Genomic DNA, 18,144 nt, shown 5'->3' with positions numbered 1-18,144 from the left:
TTTCTCACACAATCAAAAGATAGCGCTATCTCATGCCACGTTTCCCTGCCCTTCGCCATTTCACCGCGCCACTGCTATGCGCCTTCACTGCCTCCGCCCATGGCGCCGCCCCCTTCGAATCCGACTCCCCGTGGATGCTCGGCGACTGGAACGGTACCCGCAGCGAACTGGCCGAACGCGGCTACGATTTCAGCCTCGACTACACCGGCGAAATGGGCAGCAACCTGCACGGCGGGCATGACCACGACCGCACCGCGCGCTACAGCGACCAGTTCGCCTTCGGCAGCCATCTGGACCTGGACAAGATCCTCGGCTGGCACGACACCGAGTTCCAGCTGACCATCACCGAGCGCCACGGCAACAACATCAGCAACGATCGCATCAACGACCCGCGGGTCGGCGGCTTCACCTCGGCCCAGGAAGTCTGGGGCCGTGGCCAGACCTGGCGGCTGACGCAGTTGTGGGTCAAGCAGAAATATTTCGATGGCGCTCTGGACGTGAAACTGGGTCGCTTCGGCGAGGGCGAGGACTTCAACAGCTTCCCCTGCGACTTCCAGAACCTGGCCTTCTGTGGCTCGCAGGTGGGCAACTGGGTCGGCGACAGCTGGTACAACTGGCCGGTCAGCCAGTGGGCGGCGCGGGTGCGCTACAACCTCACGCCCGAGCTGTATGCCCAGGCCGGCGCGTTCGAGCAGAACCCGTCGAACCTCGAGCGGCAGAACGGCTTCAAGCTCAGCGGCAGCGGCACCCAGGGCGCGATGTTTCCGATTGAACTGGTCTGGAACCCGGCAATCAGAGGCCTGAAAGGGGAATATCGAGCGGGCTACTACTACAGTAATGCCAATGCCAAGGATGTTTACCGCGACGACGACGGCCAGTCCGCCGCGCTGAGCGGCCAGGACTACCGCAGCCGTTCAAGCAAGCACGGTTTCTGGCTGGGGGCACAGCAGCAGGTGACATCGTTGGCCAGCGACCATTCCCGTGGTTTGAGCCTGTTCGCCAATGCCACGCTGCACGACAAGAAGACCAATGTCATCGACAACTATGTTCAGGCAGGGGTGGTGTACCGGGGGCCCTTCGATGTCCGGAGCAAGGACGATATCGGTTTCGCCCTCGCCCGCGTGCACGTCAATCCCGCCTACCGCAAGAATGCCGAAGCGTACAACCGTGCCGCCGGCACCGACGATTTCGACGATCCCGCCTTCCTGCCGGTCCAGGACACCGAGTACAGCGCCGAGCTGTACTACGGCCTCCATCTGGCCGACTGGCTCACCGTGCGTCCGAACCTGCAGTACATCCGCCATCCGGGCGGGGTCGGCAAGGTGGATGACGCGCTGGTCGGCGGCATCAAGCTCCAGAGTCACTTTTAACCGGCCCGCGGGCCTGACGCTTTCAACCTGACGGAGAACATTCAATGCGCACTGAAGGAACCCGCTGGCTGCCGAGACTGCTCGGTGTCCTGCTGTTGCTGATGGGCATGGCCCTGGTGGCCGGGGGCATCAAGCTGATGAACCTCGGAGGGTCGCTGTATTACCTGATCGCAGGGTTCGGGTTCGCCGTGTCCGGCGTCCTGTTGCTGGCCCTGCGCAAGCATGCCTTGGGCCTGTACGGCCTGGTGCTGCTCGGCAGCACCGCGTGGGCGCTGTGGGAAGTGGGCCTGGACTGGTGGCAACTGGTGCCGCGCCTGTCCCTGTGGTTCGCCCTCGGCGTGATCCTCCTCCTGCCCTGGACCCGCCGCCCGCTGCGCGGCCTGGCCGGCCAGCCGGCGCGCATCAACCTGGCGATCCTCGGCGTGGCCGTGCTCGCCTCCGGCGCCAGCGCCATCGGCAGCCAGTTCACCCACCCGGGCGAGATCAAGGGCGAGCTGGGTCGTGACACCACTACCCTGTTCAACACCGCCCCGGACATGCCCGACGGCGAGTGGCAGGCCTACGGCCGCACCGAGTACGGCGACCGCTACTCGCCGCTGCGCCAGATCACCCCGACCAACATCTACCAGCTGGAAGAAGCCTGGCGCATCCGCACCGGCGACATGCCCAGCGCCGACGACCCGGTGGAGCTGACCAACCAGAACACCCCGCTCAAGGTCAACGGCAAGCTCTACGCCTGCACCGCCCACAGCAAGGTACTGGCCCTGGACCCGGACACCGGCGCGGAAATCTGGCGCTTCGACCCGCAGATCAAGAGCCCTGTCGGCAGCTTCAAGGGCTTCGCCCACATGACCTGCCGCGGCGTTTCCTACTATGACGAAAACAACTACCTGAACACCGACGGCAGCCCCGCGCCGAAGATCTCCGAGGCCGGCCAGGCCGTAGCCCGCAGTTGCCCGCGGCGTCTCTACCTGCCCACCGCCGACGCCCGCCTGATCGTGCTCAACGCCGACAACGGCAAGGTCTGCGACGGTTTCGCCAACCAGGGCACCATCGACCTGACCCAGGGCATCGGCCCGTTCACCGCCGGTGGCTACTACTCCACCTCGCCGGCGGCGATCACCCGAGGCCTGGTGATCATCGGCGGCCATGTCACCGACAACGAATCGACCAACGAGCCGTCCGGCGTGATCCGCGCCTACGACGTGCATGACGGTCGCCTGGTGTGGAACTGGGACAGCAACAACCCGGACGACACCAAGCCACTGGCCCCGGGCAAGACCTACAGCCGCAACTCGGCGAACATGTGGTCGCTGGCCAGCGTCGATGAAAAACTCGGCATGATCTATCTGCCCCTGGGCAACCAGACCCCGGACCAGTGGGGCGCCGACCGCACCCCGGGTGCGGAGAAATTCAGCGCCGGCATCGTCGCCCTGGATCTCGCTACCGGCAAGGTGCGCTGGAACTACCAGTTCACCCACCACGACCTGTGGGACATGGACGTCGGCAGCCAGCCGACCCTGCTCGACCTGAAGACCGCCGACGGCGTCAAGCCGGCGCTGATCGCGCCGACCAAGCAAGGCAGCCTGTACGTGCTCGATCGTCGCGACGGTAGCGCCATCGTGCCGATCCGCGAGATCCCGGCGCCGCAAGGCGCGGTGGAAGGCGACCATACCGCGCCGACCCAGGCCCGTTCCGACCTCAACCTGCTCGGCCCGGATCTCACCGAACAGGCCATGTGGGGCGCCAGCCCGTTCGACCAGATGCTCTGCCGCATCCAGTTCCGCGAGTTGCGCTACGAAGGCCAGTACACCCCGCCGTCGGTGCAGGGTTCGCTGGTCTACCCGGGTAACGTCGGCGTGTTCAACTGGGGCAGCGTCTCGGTGGACCCGGTGCGCCAATTGCTGTTCACCAGCCCGAACTACATGGCCTTCGTCTCGAAGATGGTGCCGCGTGCCGAAGTGGCCGAGGGTGCGAAGCGCGAGAGCGAGACCGCGGGCGTGCAGCCGAACACTGGCGCGCCGTACGCGGTGATCATGCACCCGTTCATGTCGCCGCTGGGCGTGCCGTGCCAGGCGCCGGCCTGGGGCTATGTCGCCGGCATCGACCTGCTGAGCAACAAGGTGGTGTGGAAGCACAAGAACGGCACCAGCCGCGACAGCTCGCCGATCCCCATCGGCCTGCCGATCGGTGTACCGAGCATGGGGGGATCGATCGTCACCGCCAGCGGCCTGGGCTTCCTCAGCGGCACCCTGGATCAGTACCTGCGGGCGTATGACGTCAATACCGGCAAGGAACTATGGAAGTCGCGCCTGCCGGCCGGCGGACAAGCGACGCCAATGACCTACACCGGCAAGGATGGCAAGCAGTACGTGCTGGTCACCGCCGGTGGGCATGGCTCGCTGGGGACGAAGATGGGCGACTACATCATCGCCTACAAGCTGCCGAATTGAGGTGAACCGGGGGCCGCTTTGCGGCCCCCGATCATTTCGCGTACCGCTCCGTCCACTCCCGCGCCCGCTTCTCGAACTCCGCCCGCGCCCGCAAGAATTCCTCCGCCACCTCCGGCCGCAACGCCTCCCGTGCCTCCGGCTCCGCCAGCAACGCGGTGACGCTCAACAGCACCTTGGCCAGGGTCAGTGCCGGCGACCAGTTGTCATGCAGAATCTCCAGCCCGATCTCGCCATCCTCACCGATGTTGGGGTGAAGAATGCGCGTGACGAACTTCACCATCGGCGGCTTGAACGGATAATCCTGGGGGAAATGCACCTCAAGGAAAAACACTCCACCCTCATAGGGCGTACGGTCCGGCCCGATGATCGTCGCCTGCCAGTCGAACAGGTCATCGCGAATGGGCCCGGCGCTGCAATTTTGCGGCGGTTGCTTGGTGAAGTCCTGCAGTTCCAGTTGAATGCGTTTCAATGCCGACGGCATGGGTGACTCCCTGCGCAGATGAAGTCGCCACAGTAGCATTTGGCAATCATCCTCCGCGACCTTGCACTACGCTGGATCAACGCGGCTTAGTACACGCCTTCCCGACAAAAGCCGTCAGGCATTGAAACCACCTTCCTACCGCCCCATCTAAGCACCATAGTCATTCACGCAGGTGCCCCATGAGCGACCAGCAGGATCTTCCGGAACATCCCGACGACTACGCCGAAGTCGAGCATCTCGACGATGACCCCACCGGCCGCCACCTGGCGCTGCCGGGGCAGCAGTTGCCGGACAAGGTCTATGTGATACCGATCCACAACCGTCCATTCTTCCCGGCGCAGGTGCTGCCGGTAATCGTCAACGAGGAACCCTGGGCGGAAACCCTGGACATGGTGGCCAAGACCGACCACCACACCCTGGCCCTGTTCTTCATGGACGAGCCGGCGCAAGACCACCGCCATTTCGACACCTCGGCCCTGCCGCTGTACGGCACCCTGGTCAAGGTGCACCACGCCAGCCGCGAGAACGGCAAGCTGCAGTTCGTCGCCCAGGGCCTGACCCGGGTGCGCATCCGTACCTGGCTGAAACATCATCGCCCGCCGTACCTGGTGGAAGTCGAATACCCACACCAGAGCCCCGAGCCCACCGACGAGGTGAAGGCCTACGGCATGGCGCTGATCAATGCGATCAAGGAACTGCTGCCGCTCAACCCGCTGTACAGCGAAGAGCTGAAGAACTACCTCAACCGCTTCAGTCCCAACGACCCGTCACCTCTCACCGACTTCGCCGCCGCGCTGACCTCGGCCACCGGTACCCAGCTCCAGGAAGTACTGGACTGCGTGCCAATGCTCAAGCGCATGGAAAAAGTCCTGCCGATGCTGCGCAAGGAAGTGGAAGTCGCGCGCCTGCAGAACGAGATTTCCGCCGAGGTGAACCGACAGATCGGCGAGCATCAGCGCGAGTTTTTCCTCAAGGAACAGCTCAAGGTCATCCAGCAGGAACTGGGCCTGACCAAGGACGACCGCAGCGCCGACCTCGAACAGTTCAAACAACGCCTGGAGGGCAAGACCCTGCCGGCTGCCGCGCAGAAGCGCATCGACGAAGAGATGGGCAAGCTGGCGATCCTCGAGACCGGCTCGCCGGAGTACGCCGTCACCCGCAACTACCTGGAATGGGCCACCGCTCTGCCCTGGGGCGTGTACGGCAACGACAAGCTCAGCCTCCAGCATGCGCGCAAGGTCCTCGACCAGCACCACTCCGGGCTCGATGACGTCAAGGACCGCATCCTCGAATTTCTCGCGGTTGGCGCCTACAAGGGCGAGATCAGCGGTTCCATCGTCCTGCTGGTGGGCCCGCCCGGGGTGGGCAAGACCAGCATCGGCAAGTCCATTGCTGAATCCCTTGGCCGGCCGTTCTACCGCTTCAGCGTCGGTGGCATGCGTGACGAAGCGGAGATCAAGGGTCACCGCCGCACCTACATCGGCGCCCAGCCGGGCAAGCTGGTGCAGGCGCTGAAGGACGTCGAGGTCATGAACCCGGTGATCATGCTCGACGAGATCGACAAGATGGGCCAGAGCTACCAGGGCGACCCCGCCTCGGCGCTGCTGGAGACCCTGGATCCGGAGCAGAACGTCGACTTCCTCGACCATTACCTGGACCTGCGCCTGGACCTGTCCAAGGTGCTGTTCGTGTGTACCGCCAACACCCTCGACTCCATTCCCGGGCCGCTGCTCGACCGCATGGAAGTGATTCGCCTGTCCGGCTACATCACCGAGGAAAAACTGGCCATCGCCAAGCGCCACCTGTGGCCCAAGCAGTTGCAAAAGGCCGGCGTGGCCAAGACCAGCCTGAGCATCAGCGACGCCGCGTTGCGTACGGTGATCGAGGGCTATGCTCGCGAGTCCGGGGTGCGCCAGTTGGAGAAACAGCTCGGCAAACTGGTACGCAAGGCCGTGGTACGCCTGCTCGACGAGCCGGACGCGACCATCAAGATCGGCCCCAAGGACCTCGAAGCGGCCCTGGGCATGCCAGTATTCCGCAGCGAGCAGGTGTTGGCCGGCAAGGGTGTGATCACTGGCCTGGCCTGGACCAGCATGGGCGGTGCCACTCTGCCGATCGAGGCGACGCGCATCCACACGCTGAACCGCGGCTTCAAGCTCACCGGGCAACTGGGTGACGTGATGAAGGAATCGGCGGAGATCGCCTACAGCTATGTCAGCTCGCACCTGAAGCAGTACGGCGGCGACCCGACCTTCTTCAACGAGGCCTTCGTCCATCTGCATGTGCCTGAAGGTGCCACGCCGAAGGACGGCCCCAGCGCCGGCATCACCATGGCCAGCGCCCTGCTGTCCCTGGCCCGGGACCAGGTGCCGAAGAAAGGCGTGGCGATGACCGGGGAAATGACCCTGACCGGTCATGTATTGCCGATTGGCGGGGTACGCGAGAAGGTGATCGCGGCGCGGCGGCAGAAGATCTTCGAACTGATCCTGCCGGAGGCGAACCGCGGTGATTTCCTGGAGTTGCCGGATTACCTGAAGCAGGGGCTGACAGTGCACTTTGCCAAACGCTTCGGGGATGTGGCCAAGGTCTTGTTCAACTGAGGCACACCGTCCCTGTGGGAGCGGGTTCACCCGCGATTGCGTCGGTGAATTCACTATCGCAATCGCGGGTGAACCCGCTCCCACAGGGTCCGCGTCGAGCTCTCGGCCTATGTTCTCTGCACGACAACGCAGCGCTCACAGCGCTAGAACCCCACCCCGAATCCGGTTTAAGCTCCAGCCGCATCCAACGCTGCGACCCGGAGTAAGCATGAAGATCCGCCGTCCCGCCCTGCTGCTGGGCTTCGGCCTGCTGGCCGCCTGTTCCCATGACGCCAGCCGCCACGAACCCGTGCTGGTGGAAAAACAAAGCCAATGCCCGGTCCACCTGACGGTCGACCAGGCTCTGACCCTGACCCTGCCAAGCAACCCCACCACCGGCTACCGCTGGCTGCTGCAGAACCCGGCGAACGCCGTGCTCGGCGTCCTCAGCCCGGAGGTCTACAGCAGCCACGACAGTGACGGTGTAGTCGGCAGCGCCGGCCAGTCGACCTGGCGCTTCAAGGCCAGGACCGCCGGCGAAGGCCATCTGGTGCTGGTCTACCAGCAACCCTGGGCCCCCGAGGAACCGCCGGCACGCACCTTCGACTGTGCGATCACAGTGCGCTAGATCTCCTCATAGAGCCGCCTGACTGCCAGCAGGTAGCCTTCCATCTCGCACAGGGCCTGGGCCATGTCCTTCAACGTGGTCTGCGTCCTGATCGCTTCGACCTGCTCTGCCCAGTCACCGGACAGCCCTCGCGCCAGCTCCAGCCACTGATCGCGAACCCCGCCAATCACTGCGACCTTGGGCAATTGCCCTAACTCGCGGTCGATGCCAAGACGACGGTTCTCCCAGGCACACAGTTCATCCTCCAGGGCGCCACGCTCGATCACCTTGCGGCTACGGGTGGCGACCACTTCGCTGAACTTGCGGCCTTCAACGATGCCGGAGAGTTTCTCGACGAAGGTCCGCGCCGCTGCGATCAGCATCTGCGGACTGACACCCTTGAGCAGCGTCTGCTGGATCAGCGCCAGCTCGGCCTCGGTAGGAATCATGCGGTTGAAGAGAGCCTGCAGATCAGGCGCCTCGAAGGCGTTGATCACCTCGGCCATGGCCGTGATCTGCTCATCCAGCGCACCGATGCGCGCCTGCTGGTTGGCGATGGCCTGGCTCAACGTGGCTTTCTGCTCGTTCAGGCTGTCGAGGCGTTCGTCCACCGCCGGTAACCGAACCCGATCCAGTGCGCTCAAGGCATCGGCGATTTCGCGCCCCTTGCCTTCCAGACGCTGGGTATCGCGCAGCGCGTCCTGTTCGAGTTCCTGATAGGTTTCCACCGGCGCCGTACCCAAGGCATCCCACTTGTGGTTACCGATCAGCACCAACGCGCTGAGCACCTGGTCGGACATCAACCGGTCGGTGTTGAGCAGCCGCTCGGACAACCCGTTCAGTTGCTCGCGAAGTGCCGGCAGCAAGGCGTGGGTGGTGCCGTACAACTGCTTGAGAAAGTCTTCCTTCAGATCGTGCATCCTGCCGATGTCCGGCAATGTCCGCAGGCTGGTCTGGCTCATGAGTTCGCTCCTTGCTTGATGATCTCGTCTATGGTCTCGTTGAAGATCTTCGACAACTGCGAAGAGATGTCGCGAATGCTCTTCCAGGGGCGCACCACCCGCTCGAAACGCAGGATGAAGGTGGCCAATTGCACATCCGTGGCGATCTGCTCCAGGTCCTCCCCGGACTGCTCGACATACACGCCCAGCATGTTCCACACGTCTTCCAGGTTCTTCGCCGCTGTCTGCACTTCGGTCAGACGGAACTTGAGGTCGGCGATCTGCGCCGAGGTGGTTTCGAAGACGCCGATCATCGGGTTGATCGAAGCGACCTGACGCGCCAGCAGGTCGCGCTGCTGGCTCAGTTCCCGATGCGTGGCGCGCACCGCTTCGGCCTGGGCACCGAAGACGCCGCCGGTGATGGCTACGCCGATCGGGCCGAACACCAGGCCGGTGAAAGCCAGGCCCACCAACTTGTCGTAGGCGGCATTCATCTGCTCGATTTCCCGGTCCAGCGGCCCGATCTGCTCACGCAACTCGTCGATGGTCTTTTCCGGATTCACCTCCTTGATCTGCCGCATCAACGCATCGATCTCCGGGCGCAACTGCTTGACCACAGCGTCGGCGAACCATTGCGCACGCTCCTTGATCGCGCCGATGCGCAGCTTGACTTCGTCGATATCCTCGCGGATCAGGCTGAGGTAAGTACCCAGGTTGGCAATCTGCTGGCGATCGCTCTCGCCCACTTCACTGAACCCCGTCCGCGCCAGCGAGACCTCGTCGATCACGTCGCTCAAGCGCGCGCGCAACGAACGGAAAGCCTCCGTCTCCCGAAGCTTGTCGAGCAACTGCTCGCCTTCGCCCAGAAAAGTTCCGGCGAACAGGTCCAGGCGGGTGCCGAGGGTCTTGGTCTCACGCTCCAGCACCTCCCAGGCGCCGACGTGGGTCCGCAGGTTGGTGTAGAGGCGATCGACATGGGTGACATCGATGCCCAACAGGGAAAAATCGTGGGCGCCGCTGATTTCTTCGACACTCTTGGGCAAGCGCACCACATGGTGCGCATAGCGCTTGATGCTCTTCAGGTTGTCTGCGGTGAAGATCAGCGCCGGTTGCATGCGGTTGTTGTCGGCGCGGTTGGAAATCACATCGAAATACTGTTTCGGGACGAACTCGGCCCGCTGCTGCGCGTCCAGCGTCTGCAACGATGAGTTCTGTTCTTGGGTGGTCATTGCTGAGTCCTCGTCAAAAGGCCCTTCCCGGACCTGATCGCTACCATGCCGGGCATGGCAGGCGAACCACCCTAAGCCCCGCGACCGGCCCGCGAAGTCGCCGCATTTCGCAGTGCAAGGCCGGACGTCTCCGGCAAGACCGGTGGAAGCCGGGCGTCCGTCCGGCAACACATAGGCATCCCTTCCCCACTTGGCTAGAATGGCGCCCCGTTTCGACCATCCCGTGACCAAACCGTGAGCCAAGAACCCGACCGCCTATTCGCCGCCGCGCTGGACCAGGTACCCGACTTCACCTTCAACGAAGATGTCGTGCGGGTATTCCCCGACATGATCAAGCGTTCGGTGCCCGGCTACCCGACCATCGTCGAGAACATCGGCGTGCTCGCCGCGCAGTTCGCCCGTCCGGACACCCTGCTCTACGACCTCGGCAGTTCCCTGGGCGCGGTCACCCAGGCCCTTCGCCGCCATGTGCGCAGCGATGGCTGCCGGGTGCTGGCGGTGGACAACTCGGCGGCCATGGTCGAGCGCTGCGGCGAATACCTGAAGGCCCAGGACGCCATGTACCAGGAGCTGCTCCCGGTGCAGGTGGTGGAAGCCGACATCACCACCCTTGAGTTGCAGCCGGCCTCGGTGGTGGCGATGAATTTCACCCTGCAGTTCATCGAGCCGGCGGCACGCCTGGCCTTGCTCACGCGTATCCGCCAGGCACTGGTGCCGGGCGGTGCGCTGATCCTCTCGGAAAAACTGCGCTTCGAAGACGAAGGCGAGCATGCCCTGCTCACCGACCTGCATGTCGCCTTCAAGCGCGCCAACGGCTACAGCGAACTGGAAATCGCCCAGAAACGCAGTGCCATCGAAAACGTGATGAAACCCGACAGCCTCGAAGAACACCGCGCCCGCCTCAAGGCCGCCGGCTTCTCCAAGGTGGTGCCGTGGTTCCAGTGCCTGAACTTCGCTTCCATGATTGCCCTGCCATGATCGATCTGTCTCCTCTGGTCCGCCGCCTGGCGGGCACCCCGCTGGCCTCCTGGTCGCAAGGCCTGCAAGCCCAACTCGATGCCAAGCTGGAAAAAGGCCACGGTGACCTGGAGCGCTGGCAAAGCGCGCTGGATGGCCTGCCGACGCTGACCCCGAGCGAGGTCGACCTGGTCAACGGCCTGCGCCTGGACTTCGCCTGCGACGACGCCACCCGCGAGCAGGCGCGTGCCGCGCTGATGGGCCTGTCCCCATGGCGCAAGGGTCCGTTCGACCTGTTCGGCGTGCATGTCGACACCGAATGGCGCTCGGACTGGAAATGGTCGCGGGTGTCACAGCATCTGGACCTGCGTGGAAAGCGCGTGCTGGATGTCGGCTGCGGCAATGGCTACTACCAGTGGCGCATGCTTGGCGCCGGGGCCGACAGCGTGGTCGGCATCGACCCGAACTGGCTGTTCTTCTGCCAGTTCCAGGCGGTGCAGCGCTACCTGCCGGAACTGCCGGCCTGGCACCTGCCGTTCGCCCTGGAAGACCTGCCACCGGCGCTGGAAGGCTTCGACACGGTGTTCTCCATGGGCGTGTTCTACCACCGTCGCTCGCCGATCGAGCACCTGCTGGCGCTCAAGGACTGCCTGGTCAAGGACGGTGAACTGGTGCTGGAGACCCTGGTGATCGAGGGCGACGAGAACCAGGTGCTGGTGCCGGAAGATCGCTACGCGCAGATGCGCAATGTGTGGTTCCTGCCATCGGTGCCGGCGCTGGAGCGCTGGCTGCGGCGTGCAGGGTTCAGAGACGTACGGTGCGTGGATGTCAGCGTGACCAGCGTCGAGGAACAGCGCAGTACCGAGTGGATGAAGTACCAGTCGCTGAGTGATTTCCTCGATCCTGACGATCACAGCAGAACCATCGAAGGCTTGCCGGCGCCGCGACGGGCTGTGCTGGTGGCCAGGAAATAGGTTGGTCCTCAGGGCCATCGCGGGCAATGCCCGCTCCCACAGGGACCGCATGCGCCACGAAACCTGAGGGCCTCATCGCGGGCGTTGCCCGCGATGAGGCCCTCAGGCTCACCTAACCCGCAAATGGCTGAAACATTACAAATCCGTAACCTTCCCCTCTCTCGCAACACCCTGTCATACCATACCCCTCCTCTCGCTTGACACTGAAGCTACTTCAGGCTCGAGAATCGCGGCCTTTCTTCATCCAGAGTTTCCCCATGCGTCTACTTGTCATCGAGGACGAAGTCCGCACCGCCGACTACCTGCAACAGGGCCTCAGCGAAAATGGTTACGTGGTCGACTGCGCCCGCACCGGCGCCGATGGTTTGCATCTGGCCCTGCAGCACACCTACGACCTGGTCATCCTCGACGTCAACCTGCCGGAAATGGATGGCTGGACCGTGCTCCAGCGCCTGCGCGCGCAGTCGGCCACGCGAATCATGATGCTGACCGCACACGGGCGCCTGTCCGATCGCGTCAAGGGCCTCGACCTCGGCGCCGACGACTACCTGCTCAAGCCCTTCGAGTTTCCCGAACTGCTGGCCCGGGTGCGCAGCCTGTTGCGGCGTAGCGAGCAGGCGCTGGCACCCTCGACCCTGAAGGTCGCCGACCTCGAACTCGATCCCGGCCGCCACCGTGCCTACCGTGCCGGCCAGCGCATCGACCTGACCGCGAAGGAATTCGCCCTGCTCCACCTGCTGATGCGCCAGAGCGGCGAGGTGCTGTCGCGCACCCAGATCATCTCGCTGGTGTGGGACATGAACTTCGACTGCGATACCAACGTGGTGGAAGTCTCGATCCGCCGTCTGCGGGCAAAGATCGACGATCCGTTCGAAGACAAGCTGATCCATACCCTGCGCGGTGTCGGCTATGTCCTGGAAGCACGCGGATGAAACCGACTCGCCTGTCGCTGCGTCTGGGCCTGAGCGTGATCCTCATGGGCGCAGCGCTGGTGCTGTTGCTGGCGGCCTTGGCGATATTCGCCCTCGACCGCGAACTGGACCAACGTGCCCGCGACCATCTGGACCGCAAGATGGTCCAGATCGAGCATAGCCTGAATGTCGATCTCAAAGTGGCCGATCTCAGCGTCCGCGCTCATCCGCTGCTCGACGTAGTCATGGGCCATGACAACCTGAGCCTGAGCGTGATCGAACGCAGCCCTCGTCATCCGGCACGGCTGAGCCTGGGGCCGACACTGGAAGCGCCATCCGAGCCCATCGTCATCGGGCCGCAACTGGCGTTCAGCGAATGGACCGACAGCCGCGGCGATCAACTGCTCACTGCGGCCCGCAGCATGCGCTTGCAGGACGGTACGGCGGTCCAGGTGCTGCTGACGGTAAACCGCGGCGAAGACATCGAGTTGCTGCATGCCTACCTGCGCTCGACCCTGCTCGCCCTGCCACTCCTGTTGCTGCTGATCGGAGTCTGTGCCTGGAAACTGGTGCAGGGTGGCCTGGCACCGCTGCGCCGTTTCCGCCGCATCGCCGAGCAGGTCTCAGCCCAGGACCTGGGCCATCGCCTGCCGGAAACCCGCTTGCCACAGGAACTGCAAGCTCTGGCGCGTAGCATCAACATCATGCTCGATCGCCTGGAAAACGGCGTGCGTCAGCTTTCCCAGTTCTCCGATGACCTGGCCCATGAGCTGCGCACGCCGATCAGTAACCTGATGGGACGGGCCCAGGTGACCCTCAGCCGCGAACGACCAGCTCAGGACTACAAGCTGGCACTGGAGGACAGCATCGAGGAACTGACGCGGTTGAGCCGGATCATCACCGATATGCTGTTCCTCGCCCAGGTCGAGCAACCGCTGGTGAAATTGCAGCTCACTCCGGTAAACCTGGCTGACGAAGCGCGGAAAGTGGCGGAGTTGTTCGATATCAGTGCGGAAAGCCGCGCAGTGGTGTTGCAGGTGAGTGGCTGGGGCACGGTGCCGGGTGACCGGTTGATGGTGCAGCGGGCCCTGTCGAACCTGTTGAGCAACGCGATCCGGCATGCGCCGGAGGGCAGCGTGGTGCGGGTCGCTATCGGCGCACGGGAAGATGGACTGGAGTGCCGGGTGGAAAATGATGGTCCGGGGATTGCGAACGAGCATCTGCCCCATCTGTTCGAGCGGTTCTATCGGGTGGGGGGTGGCAGGTCGCGGCTGGATGGCGGAACGGGATTGGGGCTGGCGATCGTGCGTTCGATCATGCAGGTGCATGGCGGACGGGTGGAGGTGAGCAGCGCGGTACAGGGGCCTACCCGGTTCAGTCTGGTGTTCCCGGGTTGACTGGCTTTTGGCCTGCTTTGCACTCGCGCCCACAAGCACACACATCATCTTTGTGGGAGAGAGCTTGCTCGCGAAGGGCCGCATAGCGGCCCCAAAACCATTCAACCGCGGCTTGCGGCCAGGATCAGCGCCTTCATTTCCGCTACCGCGCCCTTGAAGCCAACGAACAACGCATGGGCCACCAGCGCATGACCGATGTTCAGCTCGTTGATCCCCTTGATCGCCGCCACCGCTTCGACATTGTGGTAATGCAGGCCATGCCCGGCATTGACGATCAGGCCCTGGCTCAGACCGAACGCCACGCCGTCTGCGATGCGCTTCAGTTCGTCAGCTTCTTCTGCCGGTGTGTGTGCATCGGCATAACGCCCGGTATGCAGTTCGATCGCCGGCGCGCCAACCCGGCGCGAAGCCTCGATCTGCCGCTCGTCGGCATCGATGAACAAGGATACTTCCGAACCCAGCCGCGCCAGGCGCTCCACCGCCGCCTTGATCCGCGCTTCCTGGCCGGCCACGTCAAGACCGCCTTCGGTGGTCAGCTCCTGGCGGGTTTCCGGCACCAGGCAGATATGCGCCGGGCGGATACGCTCGGCGAACGCCATCATTTCCTCGGTGACACCCATCTCGAAGTTCATGCGGGTCTGCAGCACGTCCTTGAGCACCAGCACGTCACGCTCCTGGATATGCCGGCGGTCTTCGCGCAGGTGCACGGTGATGCCGTCGGCACCGGCCTCTTCGGCGTCCAGCGCGGCCTTGACCGGGTCGGGGTATCGGGTGCCACGGGCCTGGCGCAGAGTCGCCACGTGGTCGATGTTGACGCCGAGAAGGATGCGGTTGCTGTGAGTCACGAAGAAGCTCTCCTGGAAGTTGAGCCCGACAGCATACGACGTGCTCAGCGCTTGCGAAACAGTTCCCGGCTGACCAGAGGCCGTCCGCCCAGATGAACGGCCAGCGCCTGGCGCATCAGGCGCTTGGCCGCGCCGAGGGCGCCCGGCGCATCCCAGTCGGCCTCGGCCATGGCCGCCAGCTCGAGACCGCTGAACAGCCCAGGCTGCAGCAGGTAGACCCGCTCAAGCCCGGCATCCACCTGCAGGCGGTACCATCCATCCGCGACCAGGGTGTCGCCATTGATGTCCTGGTCGAGGGCGAAGGCGTAGCCCAGTTCATCCAGCAGGCGCCATTCGAAACTGCGCAGCAGCGGTTCCAGCGGGCGCCCGGCGGCCAGGGCCTGCAGGGTCGCGGCGTAGTGCTCGAACAGCGCGGGGTGCGGATCTTCCGCTGGCAGCAGGCGGGTCAGCAGCTCGTTCAGGTACAGCCCGCTGAACAACGCGTCCCCCACGAGCCACGAGGCCACGCCAAGGGTGTCCAGGCGTCCGACGTTCTTCAGCTCGCCACGCCCGCGCAGTTCCACTTCCAGCGGCACGAACGGCCGCGCCAGGCTGCCGCCCTTGCCGCGGGCACGGCGCATGACCGCGCGGACCCGGCCCTGCGGGGTGAGGAAATCCACCAAGGCGCTGGTCTCGCGGTAGGGGCGATTGTGCAGGACGTAGGCCGGCAGGGCTTCTGGCTGATCCATGGACGGCTTCGCAGGAAAGTCGGCCCGATACCGGACGGTATCGGGCCCGGGGAGGGATTACAGGTCGCCGTAGCCCAGCGAACGCAGGGCACGCTCGTCGTCGGACCAGCCGCCCTTGACCTTGACCCAGAGGTTGAGCATGACCTTGGCGTCGAACAGCACTTCCATGTCCTTGCGCGCCTCGGAACCGATGCGTTTGATGCGCTCGCCCTTGTCGCCAATGATGATCTTCTTCTGGCCGTCGCGTTCGACGAGGATCAGCGCATGAATGTGCAGGACATGACCCTGCTGCTTGAATTCCTCGATTTCCACGGTGATCTGGTACGGCAGCTCGGCGCCGAGCTGGCGCATGATCTTCTCGCGCACCAGTTCGGCAGCGAGGAAGCGGCTGCTGCGGTCGGTGATCTGGTCTTCCGGGAAGAAGTGCTCGTTCTCCGGCAGGTGCTTGGCGATCAGCGCTTCCAGAGCGTCGAGGTTATGCCCCTGCTGCGCGGAGATCGGCACGATCTCGGCGTTCGGCAGTTGCTCCTGCAGCCATTGCAGGTGCGGGATCAGGTCGGCTTTCTCTTCGATGCGGTCGGTCTTGTTGATCGCCAGAATCACCGGCCCCTGCACGTACTGCACGCGTTCGAGAACAAGCTGGTCCTCATCGGTCCAGCGGGTGCGGTCGACCACGAAGATCACCACGTCGACGTCCTTCAACGCCGCCGAGGCGGTCTTGTTCATGTAGCGGTTGAGCGCCTTCTCGTTGCTCTTGTGCATACCCGGGGTATCGACGTAGATCGCCTGCACGTCACCCTCGGTCTTGATCCCGAGCATGTTGTGGCGGGTAGTCTGGGGCTTGCGCGAGGTGATCGCCAGCTTCTGCCCGAGGATGTGGTTGAGCAGCGTCGACTTGCCCACGTTGGGACGGCCGACGATGGCGACGTAGCCGCAACGGGTGGTGTTCATTTCTTCAGTCATTGCCATTCTCCACGCCCAGGGCGATCAGTGCCGCGGCGGCTGCCACCTGCTCGGCGATACGCCGGCTGACACCCTGCCCCCGGCTCTTTTCGGTCAACAGGGTCACTTCGCACTCGACGAAAAACGTCCGGCAGTGCGGCTCGCCCTGGATATCCACCACTTCATAGCGGGGCAGTTCACAGGCCCGGGACTGGAGGAATTCCTGCAGGCGGGTCTTGGGATCCTTGTTGGTGTCGACCAGGGTCAGGCTGTCGAACTCGCCGGCCAGCCAGGACAGCACGCGCTCGCGGGCGGTCTGCATGTCGGCGTCGAGGTAGATGGCGCCGATCAGGGCCTCCAGGGCGTCGGCAAGGATCGATTCACGGCGGAAACCGCCGCTTTTCAGTTCGCCCGAGCCCAGGCGCAGGTAGTCGCCGAGTTCGAAGCCGCGGGCCAGCAGGGCCAGGGTCTCACCTTTCACCAGACGCGCACGCAGGCGCGACAGCTGGCCTTCACGGGCCTGGGGAAAGCGTTCGAACAGGGCTTCGCCGGCGACGAAGTTGAGGATCGCATCGCCGAGAAACTCCAGGCGCTCGTTGTTGCGCCCGGCGAAACTGCGATGGGTCAGGGCCAGCAGCATCAGCTCCTGGTTCTTGAAGGTGTAGCCGAGCTTGCGCTCGAGGCGACTCAGGGAAGGGCTCACGGTTTACCCACGCGATGTTCTTGGTGGTTCAGAAAAGCGTTGTTCAAATGCGGATCCTGAAAGACATATGGATTCATGCCCGCTGGCCGGGAGCCCGCTGCGGGATCCCTCGATACAGCCTATGCCAGAAAAGCATTCGGCGCCGTCCCGAGGGACAGCGCCGTGAAGGTGCTACTTGATCAGCCCTACCCGCGACAGGCTCGGGAAGTGGCTGAGTTTCGGCTCCGGCCAGCTCATCCATACGGCAAAGGCCTTGCCGACGATATTCTGGTCCGGAACCATGCCCAGCAGCTCCTTGGGAATCGACGGATCATCCCAGTAGCGGCTGTCGTTGGAGTTGTCGCGGTTGTCGCCCATCATGAAGTAGTGCCCGGCAGGCACCGTCCACTGCTGGTCAGGCGGCATGCGGTAGCGACTCATCTCCTTGCGGATCAGGTGCTCGGCCTCACCGAGTTTTTCCTTGTACAGCTCGGCGCTGCCCAGGGTACCCGGCTCGGCGCCGATCAGCTGCTCGGCGACCTGCTGGCCATTGACGTACAGGCGCTTGTCGCTGGTATAGCGCACCACGTCGCCCGGCAGGCCGACCACACGCTTGATGTAGTTGACGTTCGGGTCGCTCGGGTAGCGGAACACCATTACATCGCCGCGTTGCGGGTCACCGACCTCGATGACCTTCTTGTCGATCACCGGCAGGCGAATGCCATAGGAGAACTTGTTCACCAGGATGAAGTCGCCCACTTCCAGGGTCGGTTTCATCGACCCCGAAGGGATCTGGAACGGCTCGACCAGGAACGAACGCAGCACCAGCACGATGAACAGCACCGGGAAGAACGACTTGCCGTACTCGACCAGCAACGGTTCCTTGTTCAACTGCTCGACCACCGACAGCTCGGGCTGGCTGACGCTGCCCTGGTAGTTGGCGATCGCCGCCCGCCGACGCGGAGCCAGGAACAGCAGATCGATGAGGCCCAGCAGGCCACAGACAGCGACAGCGATGACTAGCAACAGCGGGAAATTTAGCGACATA

General features: G+C 64.0%; 16 protein-coding genes. 8 read left to right on the top strand and 8 right to left on the bottom strand.

All coding sequences use genetic code 11. The features are described from left to right. Positions 1-32: 32 nt before the first annotated feature. Positions 33-1,370 (top strand): carbohydrate porin, encoded by a 1,338-nt coding sequence (locus AC5QPF_RS07060; protein ID WP_494962560.1) that lies wholly within the window; start codon positions 33-35, stop codon positions 1,368-1,370. Positions 1,371-1,414: 44 nt separating this feature from the next. Further along, on the top strand, positions 1,415-3,823 hold the full coding sequence (locus tag AC5QPF_RS07055; RefSeq protein ID WP_494962559.1) for a membrane-bound PQQ-dependent dehydrogenase, glucose/quinate/shikimate family: 2,409 nt from the start codon (positions 1,415-1,417) through the stop codon (positions 3,821-3,823). A gap of 31 nt (positions 3,824-3,854) precedes the next feature. On the opposite strand, the gene AC5QPF_RS07050 is transcribed toward AC5QPF_RS07055, so the two are convergent. Then, positions 3,855-4,304 (bottom strand): ubiquitin-conjugating enzyme E2, encoded by a 450-nt coding sequence (locus tag AC5QPF_RS07050; RefSeq protein WP_494962558.1) that lies wholly within the window; start codon positions 4,302-4,304, stop codon positions 3,855-3,857. Between the two features lie 179 nt (positions 4,305-4,483). On the opposite strand from AC5QPF_RS07050, the gene lon reads away from it, so the two are divergent. Both lon and AC5QPF_RS07040 read left to right on the top strand, forming a co-directional pair. Then, positions 4,484-6,904 (top strand): endopeptidase La, encoded by a 2,421-nt coding sequence (gene lon, locus AC5QPF_RS07045; protein WP_494962557.1) that lies wholly within the window; start codon positions 4,484-4,486, stop codon positions 6,902-6,904. Between the two features lie 214 nt (positions 6,905-7,118). Beyond that, positions 7,119-7,511 carry a protease inhibitor I42 family protein gene (locus AC5QPF_RS07040; protein ID WP_494964134.1) on the top strand — a complete coding sequence of 131 codons (393 nt, stop codon included), beginning with the start codon at positions 7,119-7,121 and terminating at the stop codon, positions 7,509-7,511. On the opposite strand, the gene AC5QPF_RS07035 is transcribed toward AC5QPF_RS07040, so the two are convergent. Both AC5QPF_RS07035 and AC5QPF_RS07030 read right to left on the bottom strand, forming a co-directional pair. Beyond that, the gene (locus AC5QPF_RS07035; RefSeq protein ID WP_494962556.1) at positions 7,508-8,452 is read right to left on the bottom strand and encodes an alpha-xenorhabdolysin family binary toxin subunit B; all 945 of its coding nucleotides are present in this window, start codon (positions 8,450-8,452) and stop codon (positions 7,508-7,510) included. The genes AC5QPF_RS07040 and AC5QPF_RS07035 overlap by 4 nt on opposite strands. After that, entirely contained in the window at positions 8,449-9,660 is a 1,212-nt protein-coding gene (locus AC5QPF_RS07030) for an alpha-xenorhabdolysin family binary toxin subunit A (protein ID WP_494962555.1), read from the bottom strand. The genes AC5QPF_RS07035 and AC5QPF_RS07030 overlap by 4 nt, the downstream gene beginning before the upstream one ends. A gap of 234 nt (positions 9,661-9,894) precedes the next feature. Here AC5QPF_RS07030 and cmoA point away from each other — a divergent pair, with 234 nt between their 5' ends. The 4 genes from cmoA (at position 9,895) to AC5QPF_RS07010 (ending at position 13,899) form a co-directional block, all read left to right on the top strand. Continuing rightward, entirely contained in the window at positions 9,895-10,638 is a 744-nt protein-coding gene (cmoA, locus tag AC5QPF_RS07025) for a carboxy-S-adenosyl-L-methionine synthase CmoA (protein ID WP_494962554.1), read from the top strand. After that, positions 10,635-11,591 carry a tRNA 5-methoxyuridine(34)/uridine 5-oxyacetic acid(34) synthase CmoB gene (gene cmoB / locus AC5QPF_RS07020; protein ID WP_494962553.1) on the top strand — a complete coding sequence of 319 codons (957 nt, stop codon included), beginning with the start codon at positions 10,635-10,637 and terminating at the stop codon, positions 11,589-11,591. The genes cmoA and cmoB overlap by 4 nt, the downstream gene beginning before the upstream one ends. A 257-nt stretch (positions 11,592-11,848) precedes the next feature. Beyond that, a complete protein-coding gene (locus AC5QPF_RS07015; RefSeq protein ID WP_494962552.1) occupies positions 11,849-12,523 on the top strand; it encodes a heavy metal response regulator transcription factor in 675 nt (224 codons plus the stop codon). Continuing rightward, positions 12,520-13,899 (top strand): heavy metal sensor histidine kinase, encoded by a 1,380-nt coding sequence (locus AC5QPF_RS07010; RefSeq protein WP_494962551.1) that lies wholly within the window; start codon positions 12,520-12,522, stop codon positions 13,897-13,899. The genes AC5QPF_RS07015 and AC5QPF_RS07010 overlap by 4 nt, the downstream gene beginning before the upstream one ends. Positions 13,900-14,000: 101 nt before the next feature. Here the strand turns inward: AC5QPF_RS07010 and pdxJ are convergent, their stop codons facing one another. From pdxJ to lepB, 5 genes are all read right to left on the bottom strand, one after another. Continuing rightward, positions 14,001-14,744, bottom strand: coding sequence for a pyridoxine 5'-phosphate synthase (gene pdxJ / locus AC5QPF_RS07005; RefSeq protein ID WP_494962550.1), 744 nt, complete (start codon positions 14,742-14,744; stop codon positions 14,001-14,003). A gap of 44 nt (positions 14,745-14,788) precedes the next feature. Then, positions 14,789-15,472 (bottom strand): DNA repair protein RecO, encoded by a 684-nt coding sequence (recO, locus tag AC5QPF_RS07000; RefSeq protein WP_494962549.1) that lies wholly within the window; start codon positions 15,470-15,472, stop codon positions 14,789-14,791. A gap of 57 nt (positions 15,473-15,529) precedes the next feature. After that, the gene (era, locus tag AC5QPF_RS06995; protein WP_494962548.1) at positions 15,530-16,435 is read right to left on the bottom strand and encodes a GTPase Era; all 906 of its coding nucleotides are present in this window, start codon (positions 16,433-16,435) and stop codon (positions 15,530-15,532) included. Next, positions 16,428-17,117: a ribonuclease III gene (gene rnc, locus AC5QPF_RS06990; protein ID WP_042122669.1), complete on the bottom strand. Its 690-nt coding sequence runs from the start codon at positions 17,115-17,117 to the stop codon at positions 16,428-16,430. Before rnc ends, era begins: the two co-directional genes overlap by 8 nt. A 171-nt stretch (positions 17,118-17,288) precedes the next feature. After that, the gene (gene lepB, locus AC5QPF_RS06985; protein ID WP_494962547.1) at positions 17,289-18,143 is read right to left on the bottom strand and encodes a signal peptidase I; all 855 of its coding nucleotides are present in this window, start codon (positions 18,141-18,143) and stop codon (positions 17,289-17,291) included. Between the last annotated feature and the right edge of the window lies 1 nt (position 18,144).

The sequence above is a fragment of the Pseudomonas sp. Con_6 genome, from assembly GCF_059379395.1.
Note: the sequence above shows the minus strand (reverse complement) of the source record. Positions and strands in the feature narration are given on the sequence as shown.